Here is a 23,284-nt window from a genome sequence, read left to right on the forward strand (position 1 = left end):
AGATCCGGGGGCGGGCGCCCAGGGCGGATTCACGCCATCCCGCGCCCACCTGTCGATTTTCCGTTGACAGATCTTGAAATCCGTCATTCCATCCTCCGGAACCTGCCGAAGGCCCCCCTCCACGGGGCGCGAACCTCCGTCATCGGGTTACCGTTCGAGTGGCGTCGGTGAGGCCGGCAAGTGAAAAAGCGGGATCCGTCCGTTTGACAAGGGTGGCCGGGGTACGGTCACACTCCGCTGGTGGGGGTGTCGTGCCGCGGCAGCCCCGGGACGGTGGAGGGGTCGGGCGGAGCGCAGCCCGTGCGGCCGGCGCCGACCAGCCACATAAGGACCGGGAGAGAAGAGCGAAGGTGTCCCCGAGCAGCGAGACCGCGCACGGACAGCGACTCGTCATTGTCGAGTCGCCGGCCAAGGCGAAGACGATCAAGGGCTACCTTGGCCCCGGCTACATCGTCGAGGCGAGCGTCGGGCACATCCGCGACCTCCCCAGCACCGCGGCCGAGGTGCCGGACAAGTACACCGGCGAGGTGCGCCGCCTCGGGGTGGACGTCGATCACGACTTCGCGCCCATCTACGTGGTCAACGCGGACAAGAAGTCCCAGGTCAGCAAGTTGAAGTCGCTGCTCGCGGAGTCCGACGAGCTCTTCCTCGCCACCGATGAGGACCGCGAGGGCGAGGCCATCGCGTGGCACCTCCAGCAGGTGCTCAAGCCCAAGGTGCCGGTGCACCGCATGGTGTTCCACGAGATCACCAAGTCGGCGATCCAGGAGGCCGTGGCCAACCCGCGCGAGCTCAACCAGCGCCTGGTCGACGCCCAGGAGACCCGCCGCATCCTCGACCGCCTGTACGGCTTCGAGGTCTCGCCGGTGCTGTGGAAGAAGGTCATGCCGAAGCTGTCGGCGGGCCGCGTGCAGTCCGTCGCGACCCGCCTGGTGGTCGAGCGCGAGCGCGAGCGGATGGCCTTCCACACCGCCTCGTACTGGGACCTGGTCGGAACCTTCGGCACCGGCCGCACCCCGGCCGACGCCGCCAACCCGGAGACCTTCGGCGCCCGGCTGGCCGCCGTCGACGGCAAGCGGATCGCCAGCGGCCGCGACTTCGGCCAGGACGGCCGGCTGAAGGCCGCCAGCGCGAACACCCTGCACCTGGACGAGCAGGCGGTCCGTCAGCTGGCCGCCGCCCTGGAGCAGACGGCGTTCGCCGTCCGCAGCGTCGAGTCCAAGCCCTACCGCCGCTCGCCGTACGCGCCGTTCCGCACCACCACGCTCCAGCAGGAGGCCAGCCGCAAGCTGGGCTTCGGCGCGAAGCGGACCATGCAGGTGGCCCAGAAGCTGTACGAGAACGGCTTCATCACCTATATGCGTACCGACTCCACCACGCTGTCGGACACCGCGGTCTCGGCCGCCCGGGCGCAGGTCACCCAGCTGTACGGGGCCGACTACCTGCCGGACGCGCCGCGCACCTACGCCAGCAAGGTCAAGAACGCGCAGGAGGCGCACGAGGCCGTCCGCCCGTCCGGCGACCGCTTCCGCACCCCCGCCGAGACCGGTCTGACCGGTGACGACTTCAGGCTCTACGAGCTGATCTGGATGCGCACCGTCGCGTCCCAGATGAAGGACGCGGTCGGCCAGTCCGTCACCGTCCGGGTCGGCGGCACCTCCGCCGACGGCCGGGACGTCGAGTTCTCCGCCTCCGGCAAGATCATCACCTTCCACGGCTTCCTCAAGGCCTACGTCGAGGGCGCCGACGACCCGAACGCCGAGCTCGACGACCGCGAGCGCCGGCTGCCGCAGGTCGCCCAGGGCGACCCGCTGGCCGCCGACCGGATCACCCCGGAGGGCCACGCCACCAAGCCGCCGGCCCGCTACACCGAGGCCTCGCTGGTCAAGGAGCTGGAAGACCGGGAGATCGGCCGCCCCTCCACCTACGCGTCGATCATCGACACGATCATCCAGCGCCGCTACGTCTTCAAGAAGGGGACGGCGCTCGTCCCGTCGTTCCTCTCCTTCGCCGTGGTCAACCTGCTGGAGAAGCACTTCGGCCGGCTGGTCGACTACGACTTCACCGCCAAGATGGAGGACGACCTCGACCGGATCGCCGCCGGTGAGGCGAAGTCCGTGCCGTGGCTGAAGCGCTTCTACTTCGGCGAGGGCGAGGGCAGCGCCGCGGGCGGCGCCGCCGAGGCCGGCAACGGTGACGGCGACCACCTGGGCGGCCTGAAGGAACTGGTCACCGACCTCGGCGCGATCGACGCCCGGGAGATCAGCTCGTTCCGGGTCAGCGACGACATCACCCTGCGGGTCGGCCGCTACGGCCCGTACGTCGAGCGCGCCTCGACGGTCGAGGGCGAGCCCGGCCAGCGTGCCGACATCCCGGACGAGCTGCCGCCGGACGAGCTCACCGTCGAGCTGGCCGAGGAGCTGCTGGCCAAGCCCAGCGGCGACTTCGAGCTCGGCGCGGACCCGGTCAGCGGCAACATGCTGGTCGCCAAGGATGGCCGCTACGGCCCGTACGTGACCGAGATCCTGCCCGAGGGCACGCCGAAGACCGGCAAGAACGCGGTCAAGCCGCGCACCGCCTCGCTGTTCAAGACGATGTCGCTGGACACCGTCACGCTGGAGGACGCGCTGCGGCTGCTCTCGCTGCCGCGGGTGGTCGGCACCGACGCCGAGGGCGCGGAGATCACCGCGCAGAACGGCCGCTACGGCCCGTACCTCAAGCGCGGCACCGACTCCCGCTCGCTCACCGACGAGGACCAGCTCTTCACGATCACCCTCGACGAGGCGCTGGCGATCTACGCCCAGCCCAAGCAGCGCGGCCGGGCCGCCGCCGCCCCGCCGCTCAAGGAGCTGGGCAACGACCCGGTCAGCGAGCGCCCGGTGGTGGTCAAGGACGGCCGCTTCGGCCCGTACGTGACCGACGGCGAGACCAACGCCACGCTCCGCAAGGACGACGAGGTCGAGACCATCACGCCGGAGCGCGGGTACGAGCTGCTCGCCGAGAAGCGGGCGCGCGGACCGGTGAAGAAGGCGGCGAAGAAGGCCCCGGCGAAGAAGGCCGCGGCCAAGAAGACGACCACCGCCAAGACCGCGGCGACCAAGACCGCGGCGAAGAAGACCGCGGCGAAGAAGACCACCACCACCAAGGCGGCGGCGAAGAAGACGGCGGCCAAGAAGACCACCGCGAGCAAGACGGCGGCCGGCCAGGCCACCGCCACCGACGAGGGCTGATCCCAGGTCACGGCAGCCGGGCCCGTGCCCCCGATCCCGGGGGTGCGGGCCCGAGGTCCGTCGGGTCCGTGCGGGCTACGTCACAACCCGGTGATGAGCGCGATCCGGAAGCCCGTTCGCAGCGTTCCGGCCAGGCCCCGCCCGCTACGCTGACCGTATGACGAGCGAGGAGCAGCCCACCCCCAGCGCCGTCCCGGCCGCCAGAGCCCGGGCGTTCGACCTGCCCGAGGTCGCGCCCGCCGGGAGCCCGGCGGACCGGGCCAGGGCCCTGCTGCGGACACGCGCCTACCGGCGCCTGTGGACCACCCAGCTGATCGGCGGCACCGCCGACCGGCTCGGTCTGCTGGTGCTGCTCGCGCTCACCGTGATCGCCGCCGCCCAGGGCGGACAGTTCGGCAGCCTGCCGCGCAGCCTCGCCTTCGCCCTCGCCGCGGTCCTCGCCGTCCGGGTGCTGGCCACCGGGCTGGTCGGCGTCGCGCTGCTCGGCCCGGTGCACCGGCTGGTCACCGGCCGGCTGGACCGGCGCTGGACGCTGTTCGGCGCCGACGTGCTGCGCGCCCTGCTGATCGGCCTCGCGCCCTGGTGGAGCGTCTGGCTGGGCTCCGCCGCCAAGCCCTCCGGGGCCGCCGTCTACGTCCTGCTCGCCACCGCGTTCGTGACCGGTGCCGCCGAGCGGGTCTGGGGGATCGCCAAGTCCGCCGCCGTCCCGGGCCTGCTGCCGCCGGCCAACCCGCACCTGCCGGCCGCCGAGCAGCGTCCGGCCGCGGCCAACCTGGACAGCGTCCGGAGCATCGACCGCTTCACCGGCTGGGTGACCGTGCCGCTCGGCGCCGTCGGCCTGGTCGCCCTCACCCTGCTCAACAACATCGGCGCGGCCGTCGGCTCCGACTGGCTCCGCGCCCACCAGCTCACCTTCGCGGCGCTCGGCGCGGCCGGCCTGTTCGCCACCTCGGCGGTCCGCGGCTACCTCCAGCAGCTGCCCGGCGGCCCGGTGACCGTCGCCCCGGTCTCCCCGTTCCAGGGCCTGCGCGCCCCGACCGACGCGACCCCCGGCCCCGCGCTCGGCAAGGGCCGCACCGGCAGCGCCCCGTACTTCACCTTCGCCGTCGCGGCCGGCTACGCCTCGATGGCGGGCGTCGCCGCGCTCGCGCTGCTGACCGCCGCCGAGCACCGCGCCGGGCCGATCGGCTACGGCCTGCTGGTGCTCGCCGCCGCCGGGACGCCCGCGCTGGGCACCCGGCTCACCCGGGCCACGCTGCCCTCGCTGTCCCGCCGCCGACTGCTCGCGCTGGCGCTGCTCACCCAGGGCGTCGCGCTGATCCTGGCCGGCCTGGTGCTCGACTTCGTGCTGGTCCTGCTGCTCACCGTGCTGGCCGGCCTGGCCGCCGGGATCGTGGTCTCGGCCGGGCGCACCCTGCTCGCCCAGGAGGTCGAGGAGGCCCGGCTGCCGAAGGTCACCGAGCACTTGTTCGCGGTGCTCCGGGCCGTGGTCGCCGCCGCACTGGTCGTCGTCCCGCTGATCGCCGCCGCCTACGGGGACGTCGAGTACGGCACCGTCGAGCCCGGCTCCTTCACGTTCATCCACGGCGGCGCGGCCCTGGCCGTCGCCACCTCCGGGCTGCTCACCCTGGTGCTCGCCGCGGTCGTGCTGCTGCGCACCGACGACCGGCGCGGCACCGCGCCGTTCGTCCGGGACCTGGTGGACTCGGTGCGCGGCGCGGGCGGCCCGGTGCCGCACCAGGGTGCGGGCACCGGCTTCTTCATCGCCCTGGAGGGCGGCGACGGCGCGGGCAAGTCCACCCAGGCCCAGGCGCTCGCCGAGTGGATCCGCGGCAAGGGGCACGAGGTCGTGCTCACCCGCGAGCCCGGCGGCAGCCCGGTCGGCCAGCGGCTGCGCGGCCTCGTCCTGGACGTCGGCAACACCGGCCTGTCGCACCGCGCCGAGGCGCTGATCTACGCCGCCGACCGCGCCGAGCACGTCGAGAACGTCATCCGGCCGGCCCTCGCCCGCGGCGCCGTGGTCATCACCGACCGGTACATGGACTCCTCCATCGCCTACCAGGGCGCCGGGCGCGACCTGGCCGCGACCGAGGTCTCCCGGATCTCCCGCTGGGCCACCGGCGGGCTGCTGCCCGACCTGACCGTCGTCCTAGACGTCGACCCGACCAGGGCCCGCGAGCGCTTCACCGAGGCGCTGGACCGGCTGGAGTCCGAGCCCACCGAGTTCCACCAGCGGGTCCGGGCCGGCTTCCTCTCCCTCGCCGCCGCCGACCCGGCGCGCTACCTGGTCGTGGACGGCAGCCAGGCCCCCGACTTCGTCACCACCGCCATCCGGCACCGGCTCGACCGCGAGCTGCCGCTCTCCGAGCAGGAGAAGGCCGCCCGCGCCGAGCAGGAGCGGCTGGCCAAGGAGGAGGCCGAGCGCCGCGCCGCCGAGGAGGCCCGCAAGAAGGCCGAGGAGGAGGCCGCCGAGCGCAAGCGGCAGGAGGTGCTGGCGCAGCTGCGGGCCGAGCAGGCGGAGAAGGAGCGGCTGGCCAAGGAGGAGGCGGAGCGGGCCGCCGCCGAGGCCCGGCGCAAGGCCGAGGAGGAGGCGCGCCGACGGGCCGCGGAGGAGGCCGAGCGCCGCGCCGCGGAGGAGGCCAAGCTCCGCGCGGCCGAGGAGGCCCGGCTGGCCGCGGAGGCCGTCGAGCGCAAGCGGATCGCCGACGAGGCGGCCGCCCAGGCCGAGCTCCAGCGGCAGCGCGAGCTCGCCCGCGAGGAGCAGCGGCGTCGGGCGGAGGAGGCGCTCCAGCGGGCCGAGGAGGCGCGGCTGGCGCAGGCCGCCGCGCTCGCGGCTGCGGCCGCCGCGGCGGAGTCGGCGGAGGGCCGGGCCGAGGGGCGGCCGGGGTCGGGTTCTGGGTCGGGTTCTGGGTCGGCGGGTTCGGGTTCGGCGGCGGGTTCGGGCTCGGGTTCGGCGTCGGGGGAGGCGACCACGGAGCTGCGGGCGGTCCGGGACATCCCGAAGGACGCTCCGCGGGACGCGGCTCAGGCCTCGTCGGGCGGGCTCGGGGACGAGGCGACGCGCGAGCTGTCGCCGCGGGACCGGCAGGCCGCCGTCCGGGCGGCCGAAGCCGCCGAGGCGCGCAAGGCTGCCGAGGCGCGTCGGGCCGCCGGTGCGGTCGACGAGACCACCAGGCTGCCGGTGGTACCGGCCTCGGCGGTGGACGAGACGGCCGTGCTGCCGAAGGTCCCGGCGGAGGCCGACCGGACCGCGGTGCTGCCGCGGATCGAGCCCGGGCGCGTTGAGGGCCGTACGGACGGCCGCGGCGAAGGGCGGGCCGAGGGCCGGGCGGCGCAGGCGCCGATGCGCGCGGAGCCGGTCGACAGCACCCGTGAGCTGCCGGTGATCGGCGCGGAGCCGGCTTCCGGGCCGCAGTCGCCGTCGCCGTCGCAGCCGGCCGCCGAGCGGCCGCGGCCGGAGTGGGCCGAGGAGACGCCGATGGACGACCTGCCGAGCCTCACCGACACCCTGCTCGGCTCGCACGATGAGTGGGCGCGCTGGGAGCACGGCGGCCCGAGCCAGGGCGGTTCGTACGGCGGCCCGCAGAGCGGCGCCCAGGGCGGTGCGGAGCGGCCCGAGGGCCGTGGGAACGCCCAGGGCGAGGGTGACGGCAAGGGCAAGGGCCGTCGCTGGGGCCGCCGGGGCTGACCGGACACGCGTGCGCGGCGCCGTCGGGGCGGGTCCCCGGCGGCGCCGCCGCGTTCCGTCGGGCAGCCGCCGGTGGGGCCGCGGTCCGTCGGGTGTCGGTCCGTCGGGTGTCGGTCCGTCGCCGCGGGACCGGCCTTCCCGTCCTCCTTCCCGTCCTCCTTCTCGTCCGCCGTGTCCTCCGCCGTCCCCCGGACGGAGCAGTGGGTGTCGGAGCGGAGACGTATGCTCGACGGCGGGGAAGAGGCGCCACCGGCGCTGCCGTACGGAGCTTGGGAGCAGCAGTGGCCGTCTGGGACGACCTGGTGGGCCAGGAGCGGGTGGTCGAGCAGCTGACCGCCGCAGCCCGGGCGGCCGGGGCGACGATCGAGGCCGGTCGCGGGGCCGCCCCGGTCGAGGGCGTGAACGCCTCCCTGATGACGCACGCCTGGCTGTTCACCGGCCCGCCCGGCGCCGGGCAGGTCACCGCCGCGCGCGCCTTCGCCGCCGCCCTCCAGTGCACCAGTCCGGACCTCGCGCTCGGCGGCACGCCCGGCTGCGGGTTCTGCGACGGCTGCCACACCGTGCTGGCCGGCAGCCACGCCGACGTCAAGTACGTCCGGACCGACGGCCTCTCCATCGGCGTCGGCGACATGCGCGACCTGGTCATGCGCGCCTCCAGCTACCCGACCGGCGGCCGCTGGTCGGTGATCCTGGTGGACGCCGCCCACCGCCTCACCGAGGCCGCCGCGAACGCGCTGCTCAAGGGCGTGGAGGAGCCCTCCCCGCGCACCGTCTGGCTGCTCTGCGCCCCCTCCGTCCAGGACGTGCTGCCGACCATCCGTTCGCGCTGCCGCCTGCTGGTGCTGCGCACCCCCGCGGCCGAGGCGGTCGCCGACACCCTGGTCCGCCGCGACGGCGTCGACCCGGAGACGGCCCGGCTCGCCGCGCTCGCCGGTCAGGGCGACATCGAGCGTTCGCGCCGCCTCGCCATCGACGAGCAGGCCCGGACGCGCCGGACGGAGGTGCTGCGCATCCCGCTGGAGGTCGGCGACATCGGCGGCTGCCTGACCGCCGCCCAGCGCCTGGTCGACACCGCCAAGGCCGATGCCGAGGCGCTCGCCGAGACCCAGGACGCCAAGGAGACCGACGACCTCAAGGCCGCCTACGGCGCCTCCGAGGGCAGCAAGGCGCCGCGCGGCATGGCCGGCGCGGTCAAGGAGCTGGAGAAGCGGCAGAAGAGCCGGGCCACCCGCACCCGCCGGGAGACCCTGGGCGTCGCCCTGCTCGACCTGCTCGGCTTCTACCGGGACGTGCTCGCCATCCAGCTCGGCTCCACCGGCGCGCTCGCCAACGAGGACCAGCGGCAGGCGCTGAACCGGGTGGCCCAGGCCGGGCCCGCGGAGGGCACGCTGCGCCGGATCGAGGCGGTGCTGGCCTGCCGCCAGGCGCTGGACCGCAACGTGGACCCGCTGCTCGCGGTCGAGGCGATGACGGTGGCGCTGCGCGCGGGCTGAGGGCCGGGCGGGGCCGTTCTTCCTGGATTGCTCCGGCGGGCGGTACCCGTACGCCTCCCGGGGCGATACGCCGTCCCACCTTCGAGTGAACGAGCGACACTCGCCGGGCACACCGTCGTGTGACGGTCCGCCCGTTGTGCACGCTGGGGGCCGACTGCGCCCGCTGCCGGGGCGGTCGCCTCCCGCACGCGCCGGTTCCGGTTCGGCGCGGCCCCCTCCAGAGGTGGTGCGTCCCGTGGTTCGTTCGCTCCTCGTCATTCCCCTGCTGGCCGCCGCCCTCGGCGGGATCTGGCTGGCCCGGGGTGCCCAACAGCGCTGGCGCGACCTGCGCGCCGCCGAGACCTACGAGCTGGCCGGCGACCGCCTGCCGATGCTGGTGCGGGCGGCCGGGGCGATGGTCTGCGGGGTGTGCGTCACCGCCCTGACGGTGCTCACCACGCTCGGCGCCTTCGGCGGCCTCGGCCGGGACGTCCAGGCGCCGGACCGGGCGGAGCCGGTGGTGGACGCGGGGAGCGCGGGTGCGGGGTCGGGTGCGGGGGCGGGCGGCGGGAGCGGTGCGGGGACGGCGGCCCGGCCGCAGCAGGCGGCGCCGCCGGTGGCCGCCGAGTCGGCCGCTGCTGCCGGCGCCGCCCCGGTCGCCCCCGCCGCCGTCGGAGCCGCCGGACCCGCTGCGGCTCCCGCCGTGGCCAGCCGCTTCGACAGCGTCGGCCACCCCGGCGGCGGCGAGCTGCTCCAGTCCGCCGTGCTCGGCCCCGACGGCCACCCCCGCAACGTCCGGGTCTGGCTCCCGCCGCAGTACGCCAAGGAGCCGAACACCCATTTCCCGGTCGTCGTGATGCACGCGGCCGCGCCGCAGAAGACCGCCGACGCCGAGGTCCCGGACGTCTTCGAGGGCATCGGTTCGGCCCTCCAGGCCGGCAGGACCCGCCCGTTCATCCTGGTCGCCCCCGAGGCGCCGAACGGCACCGCGCACCCCTGCGAGCTGGTCGCCGCCGCCCCGGCCGCCGTCGCCGACGACGCGACGCTGCGCGGCACCATCGCGGCCTCCTTCCGCACCCTGCCGCCCGGCCCGGCCTCCTGGGGCGCCCTCGGCGTCGACGGCGGCGCGCCCTGCGCGGCCGCCGCCGGACTGTCCCGGCCCGACCTGTACGGCGCGGCCGCGGCGGTCTCCGGCCGCTACGACGCCATCGCGCTCACCCAGACCGGCGCCGAGGCCCCGGCCGGCAGCTCCGCCAAGCTGCTGCTAGCCGCCGCCAAGGCCGACTCCGCCGGGCTGGACGCGGCCCGCAAGCTCCAGTCCGCGCTGAAGGCCGGCCCCGGAGCGGCGGCCAAGGCCGACGTGCGGATCTCGGACAACGTGCAGGACTTCACCCCCGACCGGGAGCGGCTGCGGCTGGTCCGGCAGGCGGCGCAGTTCCTGGCCGAGGCGCTGGCCAAGCCGTCCTGAGCGCCCGTCCGGCGGCGCTACGCTGCCCGGTACCCCGGGGGAGGGGTGCCGGGCAGCGGCGTTTCCTCCGGGGTGCTCCACTGGTTGTTCCACGGGTTGTTCCACGTGCTGGTCGATTGCGGAGTGGTGGCGGATGAGGGCCTTCGGGCGGGCGCCGGTACGGGCGTGGGCACGGACGCGGGCGCTGGCCGCGGCGCTGGTCGTCGCCGGGCTGCTGGCGGGCGGGTGCGGCGCCGATCCGTCCGAGGCGCCGGGGGCGTCCCCGTCGGACCCGGCCGGCTCCGGCAGGCCCTCCGCCCCGGCGACTGCGGCGGCGTCCGGGGCTGCCGGGGCCGCCGGGGCGACCCCGTTGGAGCCGCTGCCCGCCGCCGTCCCGGCCGCGCTCGCGCCGTACTACGCGCAACACCTGGCCTGGCAGCCCTGCGACAGCGGGTTCGAGTGCACCACGTTCCGGGTGCCGCTGGACTACGACCACCCGGGGGACGGCGACCTCACCCTGGCGGCCGCCCGCGCGGCGGCGGAAACCGCCCCTTCCGCCTCCCCGCCCGCTTCCCCGGGCGCGCGGCTCGGCTCCCTGCTGCTCAACCCGGGCGGGCCCGGCGGCTCGGCGATCGAGTACCTGGAGGCCGCCGCCCGGACGTACGACCACGGGGTGCGCGCCCGGTACGACCTGGTCGGCCTCGACCCGCGCGGGGTGGGCCGCAGCAGCCCCGTCAGCTGCCTGAGCGGCGACCGGATGGACGCCTACACCGCCGTCGACCTGACCCCCGGCGACCAGCACGGGATCGACGCGCTGATCGCGGCCGACAAGGAGTTCGCCGAGGGCTGCCGGAAGCAGGCCGGGGCGGCGCTCGGCCACCTCGGCACCGTCGAGGGCGCCCGCGACATGGACGTGCTGCGCGCCCTGCTCGGCGACGAGAAGCTGAACTACGTCGGCAAGTCCTACGGCACCTTCCTCGGCGCCACCTACGCCGGGCTGTTCCCGAGCCGGGCCGGACGGCTGGTGCTGGACGGCGCGATGGACCCGGCGCTCGACTCCGCCACCGGCAACCGCACCCAGGCGGGCGGCTTCGAGACCGCCTGGGCCGCCTTCGCCCGGGACTGCGCCACGCGCGAGGACTGCCCGCTCGGCCGCACCGAGCAGCAGGTCGGCGAGCAGCTCACCGCCCTGCTGGAGGGCGTCCGCGCCGCCGCGCTGTCCACCGCCGAGGGCGGCCGCCGGCTCACCGGGTCCCAGGCGACCACCGGCGTCATCCAGGCCATGTACGCCGACTTCCTCTGGCCCAAGCTGCGCGCCGCGCTCGCCGACGCGAAGGCGGGCGACGGCACCGGTCTGCTGAAGCTCTCCGACGACTACTACGGGCGCGAGGCGGACGGCTCGTACCCCAACCTGATGTTCGCCAACACCGCGGTGAACTGCCTCGACCTGCCCGCCCCGTTCCGCGGGCCGGAGGACGTCCAGCGGGCCGTGCCGGAGTTCGAGCGGGTCTCGCCGCACTTCGGGCGCGACATGGCCTGGATGGCCCTGACCTGCGCGTACTGGCCGGTCCGGGCCACCGGTACGGCGCACACCATCCGCGCGGCCGGCGCCGCCCCGATCGTCGTCATCGGCACCACCCGCGACCCGGCCACCCCGTACGCCTGGGCCCGGTCGCTGGCCGACCAGCTGGAGTCCGGCCGCCTGCTCACCTTCGACGGCGACGGCCACACCGCGTACGGCCGGCACAGCACCTGCGTGGACGGAGCGGTGAACCGCTTCCTGCTGACCGGGGAGGCCCCGGAACAGGGCAAGCACTGCGACCGGTAGGGCGCGCCCGGAGCCGGGAGACCGACAGGTGGTTCTCACTTCAACCGACTGCCGGTACGACGTTACGATGAGCGCCCCCTGCCACCCTCCCCTGCACCGGAGCTCATCGTGCTCGGAGTCAACGACCTGGCGACGTACGTCCTCGGCGCCCTCGTCATCATCCTGCTGCCCGGCCCCAACTCCCTGTACGTGCTGTCCGTCGCGGCCCGCAAGGGCATCCGCACCGGCTACCGAGCCGCGGCCGGCGTCTTCATCGGCGACCTCACCCTGATCAGCCTCACCTCGCTGGGCGCGGCCTCCCTGCTCAAGGCCAACCCGGCCGTCTTCGCCGTGGTCAAGTTCGGCGGCGCCGCCTACCTGCTCTGGATCGGCTACGGCATGCTCCGCGCCGCCCGCCAACTCTGGCGCGACCGCCGCGCCGCGGCCGACCCCACCGCCGAACCCGCCCCCGAATCCACCGAGAACCCCTTCCGCCGGGCCCTGGTGATCAGCCTCCTCAACCCGAAGGCCATCCTCTTCCTGCTCTCCTTCTTCACCCAGTTCGTCGACCCCGCCTACGGACAGCCCGCCCTCTCCTTCGCCCTCCTCGGCGGCATCCTCCAGACCTTCAGCTTCCTCTACCTCTCCCTCCTCATCTTCGCGGGCACCACCCTCGCCACCGCCTTCACCCGCCGCAAGCGCCTCTCCGCCACCCTCACCAGCGGCGTCGCCGTCCTCTTCGCCGGCTTCGCCGCCAAACTCGCCGTCTCCTCCGCCTGACCACCGCCCCCGGATACCGAGTACGGATCACCCGCGAACCTGTGTAGACTGGCCCGCGTTGCCGCCACACACGGCAGCGGTGCCGCCTTAGCTCAGTTGGCCAGAGCAACGCACTCGTAATGCGTAGGTCGCGGGTTCGAATCCCGCAGGCGGCTCAGTGAAGGCCCAGGTCAGAGATTTCTGACCTGGGCCTTTTTGCGTGCCCCCGGGGGGCGGGGGTTACTGGTCGAGGTAGGTGAGGACGGCCAGGATGCGGCGGTTGGCGGTGTCGGTGGGGTGGAGGCCGAGCTTGGTGAAGATGTTGGTGATGTGCTTGGCGACGGCCTTCTCGGTGATGAAGAGGGATTGGGCGATGCCGGTGTTGGAGCGGCCCTGGGCGAGGGATTCGAGGACTTCGCGTTCGCGGGGGGTGAGGGTGGCGAGGGCGGTGTCGCGGTCCTTGCGGACCAGGAGTTGGGTGACGACCTGGGGGTCCATGGCGGTGCCGCCGGCGGCGACGCGGTGGATGGCGTCGAGGAACTGGGTGCCGTTGGTGACGCGGTCCTTGAGCAGGTAGCCGACGGCGTGGCCGCCGGTGGCGAGGAGTTCGCGGGCGTAGAGGGGTTCGACGTACTGGGAGAGGAGCAGGACGGGGAGGTCGGGGGCGGTGCGGCGGGCGGTGAGGGCGGCGCGCAGGCCCTCGTCGGTGAAGGTCGGCGGCAGCCGGACGTCGACGATCGAGACGTCCGGCCGCTGCTCGGTGAGGGCCCGGAGGAGGTCGGGGCCGTTGTCCACGGCGGCAGCCACCTCGTGGCCGTGGGCCTGGAGGAGGCGGATCAGGCCGTCCCGGAGGAGGAAGTGGTCTTCGGCGAGGACAATGCGCACGGAAGCTCCAGGGTCACCGTGGTCGGACCGTCGGGGGGACTGCTGACGGCGACGACCCCGTCGAAGGTGGCGAGCCGCCGTTCGACGCCGCGCAGGCCGGTGCCGCGGCGGGCGTCCGCGCCGCCCCGCCCGTTGTCGGAGACGGTGATGCGCAGTACGCCGCGATCGTAGCGGAGTTCGATTCCGGCGCGGCCGGCGTCGGAGTGCTTGACGACGTTGGTGAGGAGCTCCGAGACGGCGAAGTAGGCGGCGGACTCGACGGGCATCTCGGGGCGGCCGGGGAGGTCCGCCGAGACCTCGGTGGGGACCGGGCAGACCATGGCCAACGCCCGTACCGCGTCGGTGAGTCCGCGGTCGGCGAGGACCGGCGGGTGGATGCCGCGGACCAGGTCGCGGAGCTCCTCCAGGGCCTTCGCGGAGGACTGGCGGGCCTCGACCAGCAGGGCGCGGACGGCCTTCGGGTCGGTCTCCAGGAGGTGTTCGGCGGCGTCCAGGGTCATGCCCATCGCGACCAGCCGGGCCTGGGCGCCGTCGTGCAGGTCGCGCTCGATCCGGCGGATCTCGGCCATCCGGGTGTCGACGGCGGTGCTGCGGGTGGCGGTCAGGTGGGCGATCCGGCCGGCCAGCAGCTCCTGCTCGCCCGGGGCGAGCATCGAGCGGATGTGGCGGGCGTGCCGGCGGACCGTGCGGGGCGCGAGCCAGAGCGCGAGCGGGAATTGGAGCAGTCCGAGGACGCCGGCGAGGACGGCGGTGGCGGTGCCCTCGATCGGGATGAACTGGTACCAGAGGCCGTCCCACTCGGTGGACAGCTGGACGCCGAAGAAGGCCAGGAAGACGCCCCAGAGGCCGTTGAGCAGGACGGCGACCGGCAGGAAGGCGAGCAGGCTGCCGACGAACGGCTCGGCGAAGACCCAGCAGAACTCCCGACGGGTCTGCGGGTCGCGGGTGATCCAGCGGTAGCGGGCGAGGATGCCGGAGGCCCACTCGGGCACCGGCGGCAGCGGGCCGGGCGGTCCGGGGAACCGGACGTCGGACCACTCGGCGGCCAGGGCGCGCTGACGGTCGGCCAGGTCGCGCACCCCGGCCATGGCGCGGGGGACCAGGCCGAGGCCCGGCCCGACGAGGGAGATCGCGCACGTGACGCTGAGGGAGTGGACGAGGGCGAGGGCGGAGAGCCGACTGAGGGTCAGGGACCGTCGGAGGGCGGTGAGTCCGGTGGACACCGAGAAGCCCGTGGCCCTGTTCGGTGTGGTGCCCTCCTCGCTCGGCGCCGGGCCCTCCCCGTTGTGCATCGTGCTGTTCACGGACGCGATCCCCTCCCGGTGGTGCCGTTGTGCGGCCCGGTCGCGCCGGCCCGTGAGGCCATTCTGACGACTGCGGGGAGGCCTTGTCGGTGGGAGAAACTCCCCCTTTGGTCATACGGGATATCTGCCGAACGGCAGATGGCAGAAGCCCGCGGACCGGCCAGGCTTACGAGCGTGCTCATGTGCCCCAGGAAACGCGCCCGGAGCGGCGCATCCGACCCCGACCGCAAGGAGGACGACGTGGACCGACGTACGAGAACCGGATACGGGCCGGTCGTTCTCGTGGTGGCCGCGCTGCTGTCGCTCGCCGGCTGCGCCGACGCGATGGACGCCGCGCCCGAGGACAGGACCTTCGAGTTCGCCGCCCAGAGGCTGAACGTCGTGTCGCACGGCGCCCCCGCCGACCTCGTCGCGGTCGACCGGAAGGACGTCAAGGTCACCCGCTGGTTCGAGACCAGCGGCAAGGTCGGCAGCGCCAAGGCCTCCTGGGAGCTTACGGACGGGGTCCTCGACCTCCGGGCGGGGTGCTCGGGGATCGCCAACTGCGACACGAAGTACCGGGTCGAGGTGCCCAAGGGCGTGGTGGTCCTGCGGGACGGGCGCGAGACGGAGCTCAAGGGGTGAAGGCGATGACTCCTGGCGGAGGGACGGGGAACATGCTCGAACTGGTTGATGTCACCAAGGTCTACAAGGGCGGCAAGCGGGCCGTCGACGGCGTCACGATGCGCCTCGGGCCGGGAATGGTCGGGCTGTTGGGGCCGAACGGCGCCGGGAAGTCGTCGCTGATGCGCATCGTGGCGACGGTCACCCGGCCCACGGGCGGGCAGGTCCGGTACCAGGGCGCCGACGTGGTGGCCGAGCCGGACCGGTTGCGCCGGGAACTCGGCTACCTGCCACAGGACTTCGGGGTCTACCCGAACCTGACCTCGCGGGAGTTCCTGTCCTACCTGGCGGCCGCCAAGGGGATCGGAGCCCGTTCCGCCCGGGCCCGGATCGACGAGCTGATCCAGCTGGTCAACCTGACCGAGGCGGTCAGGCGCCCGCTCGGCACCTACTCGGGCGGCATGCTCCGCCGGGTCGGCATCGCGCAGGCCCTGCTGGCCGACCCCAGGGTGATCGTGGTCGACGAGCCGACCGCCGGCCTGGACCCGGAGGAGCGGGTGCGCTTCCGCAACCTGCTCAGCGAACTCGCGGCGGAGCGGGTCGTGATGCTCTCGACCCACATCGTCTCCGACGTCGAGTCGGTGGCCTCCGACATCGCCGTGGTCGCGAACGGCCGGCTACTGCGCCGGGGCGCGCCCGACGAGCTGCTCCGGGAGATCGACGGGCAGGTCTGGGAGGCGGTGGTCGCACCGGCGGACCTCCTGGAGGTCCAGGCCCGCCACGTGGTCAGCCGGATGGTGCGGACCGGGAACGGCGTGCGGGTGCGGCTGCTCGCCGCCGAGCCGCCGCGGCCCGACGCGGTCCGGGTCGTGCCCGATCTGGAGGACGCCTACCTGGGCGTCATCCACCGGCCGGGCGGCTCGGCCCGGACCGAGCAGCGGGCGGTGCGGCGATGAGCGCGACGGGGACGGTGACGGGTCCGGCGGTCGGGTCGGCCTCGGGGTCGGGGTCGGGGGTCGGGTCGGCGTTGGCCAGGCTGGCGGTCGGCGACTTCCGGGACCGGGTGCGCCGACCGGTGTACGCGGTGACGCTGCTCGCCGCGGTCGGGCTCGGCTACCTGGCCGTACCGGACGCCGGCGGCCACTGGACGGTCATGGACGTGGGCGGCCACCGGGGCATCTACAACAGCGCCTACGTCGGCGCGGTCACGGCCCTGGCCGGTGCGCTCTGGCTCACCTTCGGCGGCTTCTACGTGGTGCGCAGCGGCATCGCGCGGGACGAGGCGAGCGGGGTCGGCCAGGTCCTCGCCGCCACCCCGCTGCGCAACTCCCGCTACCTCCTGGCCAAGTTCCTGAGCAACCTGCTGGTGCTCGCCTCCATGGTCGGCGTGCTGGCCGTCACCGCGCTGCTGATGCAGCTCGCCCGCGGCGAGGACCGCGCGGTCGACCCGATAGCCCTGGTGGTGCCGTTCCTGCTGCTCGCGCTGCCCCTGATGGCGCTCACCGCGGCGGCGGCGCTGCTGTTCGAGACGGTGCCGCTGCTGCGGGGCGGCTTCGGGAACGTCGTCTGGTTCGTGCTGGCCATGGTGCTCGCGCTCGGCGGGCAGTCGGCTTCCGCGCCGCTGGACGGCCTCGGCGTGCACCAGGTCGCGCGGTCGATGGGCGCGGCGCTGGAGGCCCGGCACGAGTCGGTCGGCGACGGCGGGTTCAGCCTCGGGCTGACCAAGGTCGACAAGCCGCTGGGCACCTTCCTCTGGGACGGGTTCGAGCCGTCAGCCGGGTTCGTCCTCGGGCGGCTGGCCCTGGTGCTGCTGGCGATCGGCCTGGCGCTGCTGCCGGCCCTGTGGTTCGGCAGGTTCGATCCGGCGCGTGCCTCCGGCGGTGCGTCCGGGGGTGCGGCTGCCGCCGGGGCCGTGGCCGGGGCCGTCGCGGAGGTGATGGCCGGGGAGCAGTCCGGGGCCGAGGGGACTGAGACGGCGGGGGCGCGCTGGGCGACCGTACCGGGCGCCCGGCTACGGACCGAGCCGCAGCGGACCGCCCTGCCGCAGGCCGAAGCGCGGCGGGCCGGGGCGTTCGGGCGGCTGCTGGCGGGGGAGGCCCGGATCCTGGTGCAGGGCGTCTCCCGCTGGTGGTGGCTGGTCGCCGCAGGGCTGACGGTGGCCGGGTTCGTGCTGCCGATGGACGCCGTCACCGGCCTGCTCCTGCCCCTGGCGTGGCTGTGGCCGGTCCTGATCTGGTCCCGGCTCGGCAGTCAGCAGGTCGAGAACGGTCTGGAGGTGCTGCTCGGCGCCTACCCGTCGGCCCGGCGCAGGCTGCTCGCCGAATGGGCGTCCGGGCTGGTGCTCACCGCGGTGACGGGCGCCGCCCCGCTGATACGCATGCTGGCGGCGGGCGACGGTGCGGGGACGGCCAGTTGGCTCGGAGGCGCGCTGTTCGTCCCGTCGCTGGCCATGGCGCTCGGGGTGGTGAGCCGGAGCCACCGGCTCTTTCAGGTGGTCTACCTGCCGCTCTGGTGGGTCCTCGTCAACAACGTCGCCGCCGTCGACTTCATGGGGGCCGTGCGCGTGAACGGCAGCCCGGGCGGTCCGGGGCCGCTGCTGGTCGGGGCGCTGTCCGCGGCCATGCTCGCGGTGGTGTTCCTGGTCGGCGCAGCCCGACGGAACGTCAAAGGCTGACCGGAGACGGGCGCCCGGGCCGTCGGCGGACGGTCCGGACTGCCCTCGGGCTTCGGGGCACACCCAGGGGGTGTCGCCCGCCTGCCCGTCGTCTCCTTCTCGCCGTCTCCTGCGCGCCGTCTACTACTCGTCGTCGCCGAGGTCGCCCGCGAGGTCACCCGAGAGGTCGCCGTCCGGGGTGCCGCTGATCGCGTAGCCCTGCCGGCGCGCCTCGTAGCAGGCCACCGTCGCGGCCGCCGAGACGTTCAGCGAGCCGACCCGGCCCAGCTGCGGCACGAACACGACCTGGTCGCAGAGCGCCAGCGCCTCGGGGGTGATCCCGCGGTCCTCGTGCCCGAGCATGAAGGCCACCGCCGGGGTCAGCTCGGCGGCGAACATCGGCACCGCCTCGTCCGCCAGCTCCAGGCCGACGACCTTGAAGCCGTCCGCCTTGGCCGCCGCGACCGCCTCGGCGATGGTCGGGAAGTGCTCCACCTTCAGGTACTTGTCGGTGCCCATCGCGGCCTTCTGCGCGCCGGAGGAGCGCACCGACGGGGTGTCCCCGACCAGGTACAGCTTCTCGGCGCCCATCGCCGCGCCGGTGCGGACCACCGAGCCGACGTTGAACGGCGACTGGAGGTTCTCCAGGATCATCGCGAGCCGGAACTCGTTGCTGCGCCGCCACGAGCGGTGCAGACGCTTCAGTTCGGTCCCGCGCAGCTGCTTCACGTCGTCGTACCTCGTCCACTCTCGGAGCCCTCGCCCACCTCGGGGCGGGGCCGCGCTTCCAGAATCCGGCACCCGTTGACCGACGTGACCCGACTGGTCGGGTAGCCCTGCTCGTTCAGCCACTTCTGGAGCGAGTCCGAGCCCAGGTGCTTCTGCACCACCAGGAACGCCGAGCCGTCCGGGGTCAGCCGGTCGAGCCAGTGCGTGAGCAGGCGGCGCAGCGCGGCCTTGCCGATCCGGATCGGAGGGTTGGAGTAGATGGTGGCGAAGCGGACGTCCTCGGGGACGTCGTCGGGCAGGGAGGCCTGGACGTTGCCGAGCCCCAGCGCCTCGGCGTTCAGCCGGACCAGCTCCAGGGCGCGCTCGTTGACGTCCACCGCCCAGACCGGGAGGCGCTTGCGGCGGCTCGCCCAGGTCAGCGCGATCGGACCGTAGCCGCAGCCGATGTCCAGGATCGGGCCGCGCACCCGCGGCTGCGGGGCGTGCTCCAGCAGGATCCGGGTGCACGGGTCGAGCCGGGTGCGGGAGAACACCCCGGTGTCGGTGGTCAGTTCCAGGGTGAGGTCCGGCAGGGAGACCGTGATCGGCCGACGGTCGCTGGCGACCTCGGGTGCACCGGTGAAGTAGTGCGAGCCGGACATGATTTCCCCGTCGTTCGTATGGGCCTCGGGGCCACCGGGTGGGTGTGGGTTAGCCCTTTGTACGGCACCGATCGTACCCCCGGTGGCCCGGACGGCGTTCCGGCCGCCGCCCGGGACGGGTGCTCCCGCCGGTGCTCCCGCCGGTGCACTCGCCGTCGCCCGGGACGCGGCTCGGGAACGATGGTGCGGACGGCGGTGCGGACGGCCGTGCGGCGCGGACGGTGGGCGCGGTCAGGCGGTGCCGGGGGTCTTGCGGGTGGCCACGTTGATGCGGTTCCAGGCGTTGATGGTGAAGCAGACCGAGATCAGCTGCGCCAGCTCGGCCTCCGCGAAGTGCGCCGCGGCCCGGGCGTACACCGCGTCCGAGACGCCGCCGTCGATCCGGGCGACCTCCTCGGCCAGGGCCAGGGCGGCCCGCTCGCGCTCGGTGTACACCCCGGCGGGGGCGTCCGGCCAGACCGGCAGCAGGTAGATCCGCTCGTCGGTCTCGCCGGCCTTGCGGGCGTCCTTGGCGTGCATGTCCAGGCAGTACGCGCAGCCGTTCAGCTGGGAGGTGCGCATCTGGACGAGCTCGACCAGGGCCGGGTCGAGGCCCTCGCGGGCGGCGGCGTCCAGGGCGATCATCGCGCGGAACACCTTGGGGGCGGTGCGGGCGTAGTCGAGGCGGGCGGTGCCCGCGAGGGCCTCGGTGGTCCGGGCGGTCCGGGTGGCTTCGGTGGCCCGGGTGCTCTCGTTCGTCGTCATGGCTACGACCCTAGGAGCGGAATGCACCCGTCCCCTGGGTCATTCACGATGCTGTTTCGTGGGTCAATCAGGCCGGTCGGCCGGGGGTCCGCCGGAGTCCCGGCAACGCCGGAGCGTCGTCGGCGCGTCGCGTCCCGGCGCCGGGCGGCGGATACTGCGAGTACGCCAGCCGGGCCCGTGAAGGCCTCCGAACGCCCGTGAAGGCCTCCGAACAGTGAGGACGGATGCCATGCCGCAGGAACAGCACGAGGAATACCTGATCGACGAGACCGCCGAGACCGTCGAGCCCGACGAGCAGGCACCCGAGGGCGACACGTACGACGAGGTGGCCGAACGCCGGGCCGTCGGCGCGGACCCGGCGACCAACGTCGCGGACGTCGTGGAACAGACCCAGCCGGTCCGGCACGACGAGGAGGAGTACCGGGAGTAGCGGGGCCCCCGGGAGCGGAGCGGGAGCAGAGGGCCCGGAGCGGCTACAGGGCCCGGCGCCGTTGCAGCCAGGCCAGGGCCGCCCAGCCCGGCAGCACCGGGAGGATCAGTGTCAGCAGGCGGAACAGCGCCACCGCGGCCAGCTCGCCGCCCGGCTCCATCGACGTGGTCTGCTGGAGCAGCGTGAGCAGCATCCCGTCCACCGCACCGGCCCCGCCCGGGGTCGGCGCCGCGCTGCCCACCGCGTTGCCCACCAGGAACACCACCGCGACCGCGGCGAAGGACGGCTCCCGGCCGATCGCCCGGACACAGCAGTACAGGCAGGTGATCAGGCAGATCGACACCAGCAGCTGCCCGGTCACCCCCACCGCCAGTTTGGACGGGCTGCGCAGCAGGTCCAGCAGGCGCGGCACCACCTCGGCCGTCAGCGGCCGCAGCCGCGTCGCCAGCCACCGCCGGGCCGCCGGGATCGCCGACACCACCGCGAGCAGCGCCGCCGCCCCCGCCAGCCCGCCGACCACCGCGGGCAGCGCGTCCAGCTCGGAGCTGCCCGGGACGAAGTCCAGGAGGTAGACGAAGGCGCCGAGCTGCAACAGGTGCAGCACCAGCCCGATCAGGTTCCCGACGCCGACGCTGGACAGCGCCTGCGCGGTCGGGATCCCGGCCCGCTGCAACAGGCGGGTGTTCAGCGCGATCCCGCCGACGCCGCCGGGCGACACCAGCTTCACGAACGACCCGGCCACCTGCGCCAGTACCGCGTTGCGGAAGTCCAGCCGTTCCGGGACGAAGCCCACGAAGCCCATCGCCGCCGCGACGTGGCTGGCCGCCGCCGCGGCCAGCGCCAGCAGCAGCCACCAGGGATCGGCGTCCGCCAGCGCGGAGACCGGGTTGTCCTCCGCCGCGAACAGCTGCGGGATCAGCAGCCAGCCGGCCACCACCCCGCCCACGACGACCAGCAGGGTCCGCGGCCGCAGCCGCTCCAGCCGCACCGGCCGACCCACCACTCGCGGGCGGGTGCGCAGGACCTCGGCGCGGATCTCGTCGAGCAGGCCGCTGGGGGCGGGGGTGTGGTGCTCGGGGGCCGGCTCGGTGGTGGCGGCCTCCGGGGGCGCCGGGGAAGCGGTGGTGGCGACGGGCCCGTTGCCGCCGGTGGGGGAGCCGGCCTCGGCCGCGACCGCGTCCCCGCCCCCGGCCGCACCACCGGCACCGTCGGCACCGAAGGCACCGCCCGCACCGGGAGCACCGCCCGACGGCTCGGCGGCCCGGGCGCCGGTGCGCTTCGCGTGCTGTTTGAGGGCGCGGCGGGTGGTGTGGGTGAGGGCGATGGGCTGGAGCAGGGGGAGTGCGGCGCCGACGGGGTCGGGGCCGAGGACGGCGGTGGCCGTGCGGACGGAGCGGGCGGCGCCGGCGCGCAGGGCGAGGGTGGTGAGGAGCTGGGCGAGGTCGCAGTGGAGGACGAGTTCGGTGGCGGCGATGTCGCCGTCGGCGAAGTCGACCAGGTGCACCGCGCCCGAGTCGTCGATCAGCAGGGAGGAGGGGACGAGCGCGCGGTGGGCGATCTCGCGGCGCTGGAGCAGGGCGAGCTGCCGCCAGGCGTCGGTGAGCAGCTCGTCGGTGATCTCCTCGTCGGGGAGCTCGTCCAGGGTGCGCCCGGCCAGCCGCTCGTACGCGATGAGGGCGGTGTCCTGGCCGATGCCGGCGGTGGCGGCGATGCGGCGGGTGCGGACGCCGGCCGCGAGGGCCGCGTACGCGACCAGGGCCTCGTGCTCCAGCCCGGTGCGGGGGGAGCGCAGGACGCGCGGGTCGGGGGCGGTGCGCAGCCGCAGCCGGCGCCAGGCGCGCTGGACGGCGGCGGCGGTGACGGCCTGCCGGTCGAGGAGCTGGACGTCGAGGTCGGGGCGGTCGTCGGCCTGGCGGACCAGGTAGCGGTCGGGGCCGGCCGGCTGGGCCTCGACCGGGCGCAGGCCGCTGTCGCGCAGGGCGCGCAGGACCTCGCCGGGCCGGGGGCAGGGGTCGGGGGTGCCGACCGCGTACAGGGTGCCGTGGGCGCCGGTCCAGCCGATCAGCAGCCCGAGCAGGAGCGCGGTGGGGGTGGCGTACCCGCCGGTCAGTCCGGCGAGGCCGGAGAGGGCGAGGACGGTCCAGGGCAGGCGGCGTTCCCGGCTGCCGGAGGCGGTCATGAAGGCGAGGACCGGCGCGAGGTAGCCGTAGACGGGCTCGGTGTGCCCGAGTCCGCCGTCGGGCAGCGCGTGGGTGAGCGCGGTGAGCAGCGAGAGCGGGGCGAGGTCGTCGGCCCACAGGTCCAGGCCGAGGGTGGCGCCGTACGCGAGGACGGCGGCGAGCAGTCCGTCGGAGACCTGCTGGACGGCGCGCCGCCGGTCGGGGCCCAGCAGCCGGCGGACGGCGAGGCCAACCGGGAGCAGCAGCACGGCGGCGGTGGTGAGCCCGCCGGCCAGGCTCGCCAGCGGGCGCGGCACCAGCGCGGCCGCCTCGGCGACGTCGGCGGCGATGCCGCCGGTGGTGGCGCGGGCGTAGTCGGCGAGCAGCAGGGTGAGGGCGATGGCGAACAGGCCGCCGATCAGCCGGATCAGGGCGACGGGCTGCCGGACCCGGTCGGTGGCGGGCAGCGGGCGGGCCCGGAACCGGCCGGGTCCGGGGCCGGTCTGCTCGGGTATCCGGGCGGTGGCCGTTCCGGTGCCGCCGTCGGCCGGTACCCCGATCCGTTCGTCGCCGCCGTCGGCCGGTGCGCCGGTCCGTTCGTCGTCGCGGGCGCTGTCACCGCTGCCGCGTTTCCGCCGCGCGGGCGCACCGCCCGGGTCGCCCCCGCCGGTGTCGCCGTCCGTTCTCCCCGTCACGATCGCCACGGATGGCATGCTCCCATGCCACCCGTGGG

At 74.8% G+C, this 23,284-nt stretch carries 16 protein-coding genes and 1 tRNA gene; 11 read left to right on the forward strand and 6 right to left on the reverse strand.

Annotation, left to right across the window (positions count from 1 at the left end; translation table 11 throughout):
- The first annotated feature begins 350 nt into the window (after window positions 1-350).
- The 7 genes from topA (at window position 351) to ACFRQN_RS05205 (ending at window position 12,579) form a co-directional block, all read left to right on the forward strand.
- Window positions 351-3,230, forward strand: a complete 2,880-nt coding sequence (gene topA, locus ACFRQN_RS05175; protein ID WP_380738366.1) for a type I DNA topoisomerase — start codon at window positions 351-353, stop codon at window positions 3,228-3,230.
- Between the two features lie 157 nt (window positions 3,231-3,387).
- The gene (gene tmk, locus ACFRQN_RS05180) at window positions 3,388-6,918 is read left to right on the forward strand and encodes a dTMP kinase (protein WP_380738368.1); all 3,531 of its coding nucleotides are present in this window, start codon (window positions 3,388-3,390) and stop codon (window positions 6,916-6,918) included.
- A gap of 281 nt (window positions 6,919-7,199) precedes the next feature.
- Complete coding sequence (locus tag ACFRQN_RS05185) at window positions 7,200-8,411, forward strand: DNA polymerase III subunit delta' (protein ID WP_380738409.1); 1,212 nt, start codon at window positions 7,200-7,202, stop codon at window positions 8,409-8,411.
- 235 nt (window positions 8,412-8,646) lie between these two features.
- The gene (locus ACFRQN_RS05190; RefSeq protein WP_380738370.1) at window positions 8,647-9,858 is read left to right on the forward strand and encodes a hypothetical protein; all 1,212 of its coding nucleotides are present in this window, start codon (window positions 8,647-8,649) and stop codon (window positions 9,856-9,858) included.
- A gap of 133 nt (window positions 9,859-9,991) precedes the next feature.
- Complete coding sequence (locus tag ACFRQN_RS05195; RefSeq protein ID WP_380738372.1) at window positions 9,992-11,665, forward strand: alpha/beta hydrolase; 1,674 nt, start codon at window positions 9,992-9,994, stop codon at window positions 11,663-11,665.
- Window positions 11,666-11,773: 108 nt separating this feature from the next.
- Window positions 11,774-12,424 (forward strand): leucine efflux protein LeuE, encoded by a 651-nt coding sequence (gene leuE, locus ACFRQN_RS05200; protein WP_074001771.1) that lies wholly within the window; start codon window positions 11,774-11,776, stop codon window positions 12,422-12,424.
- Between the two features lie 81 nt (window positions 12,425-12,505).
- A tRNA-Thr gene (locus ACFRQN_RS05205) sits at window positions 12,506-12,579 on the forward strand.
- Window positions 12,580-12,643: 64 nt separating this feature from the next.
- On the opposite strand, the gene ACFRQN_RS05210 is transcribed toward ACFRQN_RS05205, so the two are convergent.
- Window positions 12,644-13,288, reverse strand: a complete 645-nt coding sequence (locus tag ACFRQN_RS05210) for a LuxR C-terminal-related transcriptional regulator (RefSeq protein ID WP_380738374.1) — start codon at window positions 13,286-13,288, stop codon at window positions 12,644-12,646.
- Window positions 13,240-14,580 carry a sensor histidine kinase gene (locus ACFRQN_RS05215; protein WP_380738411.1) on the reverse strand — a complete coding sequence of 447 codons (1,341 nt, stop codon included), beginning with the start codon at window positions 14,578-14,580 and terminating at the stop codon, window positions 13,240-13,242. The genes ACFRQN_RS05210 and ACFRQN_RS05215 overlap by 49 nt, the downstream gene beginning before the upstream one ends.
- 252 nt (window positions 14,581-14,832) lie before the next feature.
- On the opposite strand from ACFRQN_RS05215, the gene ACFRQN_RS05220 reads away from it, so the two are divergent.
- From ACFRQN_RS05220 to ACFRQN_RS05230, 3 genes are all read left to right on the forward strand, one after another.
- Window positions 14,833-15,216, forward strand: a complete 384-nt coding sequence (locus ACFRQN_RS05220; protein WP_380738376.1) for a hypothetical protein — start codon at window positions 14,833-14,835, stop codon at window positions 15,214-15,216.
- Between the two features lie 32 nt (window positions 15,217-15,248).
- The gene (locus tag ACFRQN_RS05225) at window positions 15,249-16,151 is read left to right on the forward strand and encodes an ABC transporter ATP-binding protein (RefSeq protein WP_380738378.1); all 903 of its coding nucleotides are present in this window, start codon (window positions 15,249-15,251) and stop codon (window positions 16,149-16,151) included.
- A gap of 71 nt (window positions 16,152-16,222) precedes the next feature.
- On the forward strand, window positions 16,223-17,869 hold the full coding sequence (locus tag ACFRQN_RS05230; protein ID WP_380738380.1) for a hypothetical protein: 1,647 nt from the start codon (window positions 16,223-16,225) through the stop codon (window positions 17,867-17,869).
- A 123-nt stretch (window positions 17,870-17,992) separates the two neighbouring features.
- On the opposite strand, the gene ACFRQN_RS05235 is transcribed toward ACFRQN_RS05230, so the two are convergent.
- The 3 genes from ACFRQN_RS05235 to ACFRQN_RS05245 all read right to left on the reverse strand — a co-directional run bounded on the left by ACFRQN_RS05235 (window position 17,993) and on the right by ACFRQN_RS05245 (window position 19,962).
- The gene (locus ACFRQN_RS05235; protein ID WP_049654411.1) at window positions 17,993-18,577 is read right to left on the reverse strand and encodes a TrmH family RNA methyltransferase; all 585 of its coding nucleotides are present in this window, start codon (window positions 18,575-18,577) and stop codon (window positions 17,993-17,995) included.
- A complete protein-coding gene (locus ACFRQN_RS05240; RefSeq protein WP_049654410.1) occupies window positions 18,574-19,218 on the reverse strand; it encodes a class I SAM-dependent methyltransferase in 645 nt (214 codons plus the stop codon). Before ACFRQN_RS05240 ends, ACFRQN_RS05235 begins: the two co-directional genes overlap by 4 nt.
- A 231-nt stretch (window positions 19,219-19,449) precedes the next feature.
- Window positions 19,450-19,962, reverse strand: a complete 513-nt coding sequence (locus tag ACFRQN_RS05245) for a carboxymuconolactone decarboxylase family protein (protein WP_082345899.1) — start codon at window positions 19,960-19,962, stop codon at window positions 19,450-19,452.
- A 229-nt stretch (window positions 19,963-20,191) separates the two neighbouring features.
- Between ACFRQN_RS05245 and ACFRQN_RS05250 the strand changes: the two genes are divergently transcribed.
- On the forward strand, window positions 20,192-20,392 hold the full coding sequence (locus ACFRQN_RS05250) for a hypothetical protein (RefSeq protein WP_049654408.1): 201 nt from the start codon (window positions 20,192-20,194) through the stop codon (window positions 20,390-20,392).
- A 43-nt stretch (window positions 20,393-20,435) separates the two neighbouring features.
- Here ACFRQN_RS05250 and ACFRQN_RS05255 read toward each other — a convergent pair whose 3' ends face one another.
- A complete protein-coding gene (locus ACFRQN_RS05255; RefSeq protein WP_380738383.1) occupies window positions 20,436-23,255 on the reverse strand; it encodes a lysylphosphatidylglycerol synthase domain-containing protein in 2,820 nt (939 codons plus the stop codon).
- Window positions 23,256-23,284 lie beyond the last annotated feature (29 nt).

Origin of the sequence: Kitasatospora sp. NPDC056800 (genome assembly GCF_042789775.1) — a bacterium.
Classification (GTDB): Bacteria; Actinomycetota; Actinomycetes; order Streptomycetales; family Streptomycetaceae; genus Kitasatospora.

Coding starts and splice junctions, on each gene's coding strand:
- ACFRQN_RS05215 (WP_380738411.1), bottom strand. CDS start 14,580: ATGCACAACGGGGAGGGCCCGGCGCCGAGCGAGGAGGGCACCACACCG.
- ACFRQN_RS05245 (WP_082345899.1), bottom strand. CDS start 19,962: ATGACGACGAACGAGAGCACCCGGGCCACCGAAGCCACCCGGACCGCC.
- ACFRQN_RS05225 (WP_380738378.1), top strand. CDS start 15,249: ATGCTCGAACTGGTTGATGTCACCAAGGTCTACAAGGGCGGCAAGCGG.
- ACFRQN_RS05240 (WP_049654410.1), bottom strand. CDS start 19,218: ATGTCCGGCTCGCACTACTTCACCGGTGCACCCGAGGTCGCCAGCGAC.
- ACFRQN_RS05195 (WP_380738372.1), top strand. CDS start 9,992: ATGAGGGCCTTCGGGCGGGCGCCGGTACGGGCGTGGGCACGGACGCGG.
- ACFRQN_RS05250 (WP_049654408.1), top strand. CDS start 20,192: ATGCCGCAGGAACAGCACGAGGAATACCTGATCGACGAGACCGCCGAG.
- tmk (WP_380738368.1), top strand. CDS start 3,388: ATGACGAGCGAGGAGCAGCCCACCCCCAGCGCCGTCCCGGCCGCCAGA.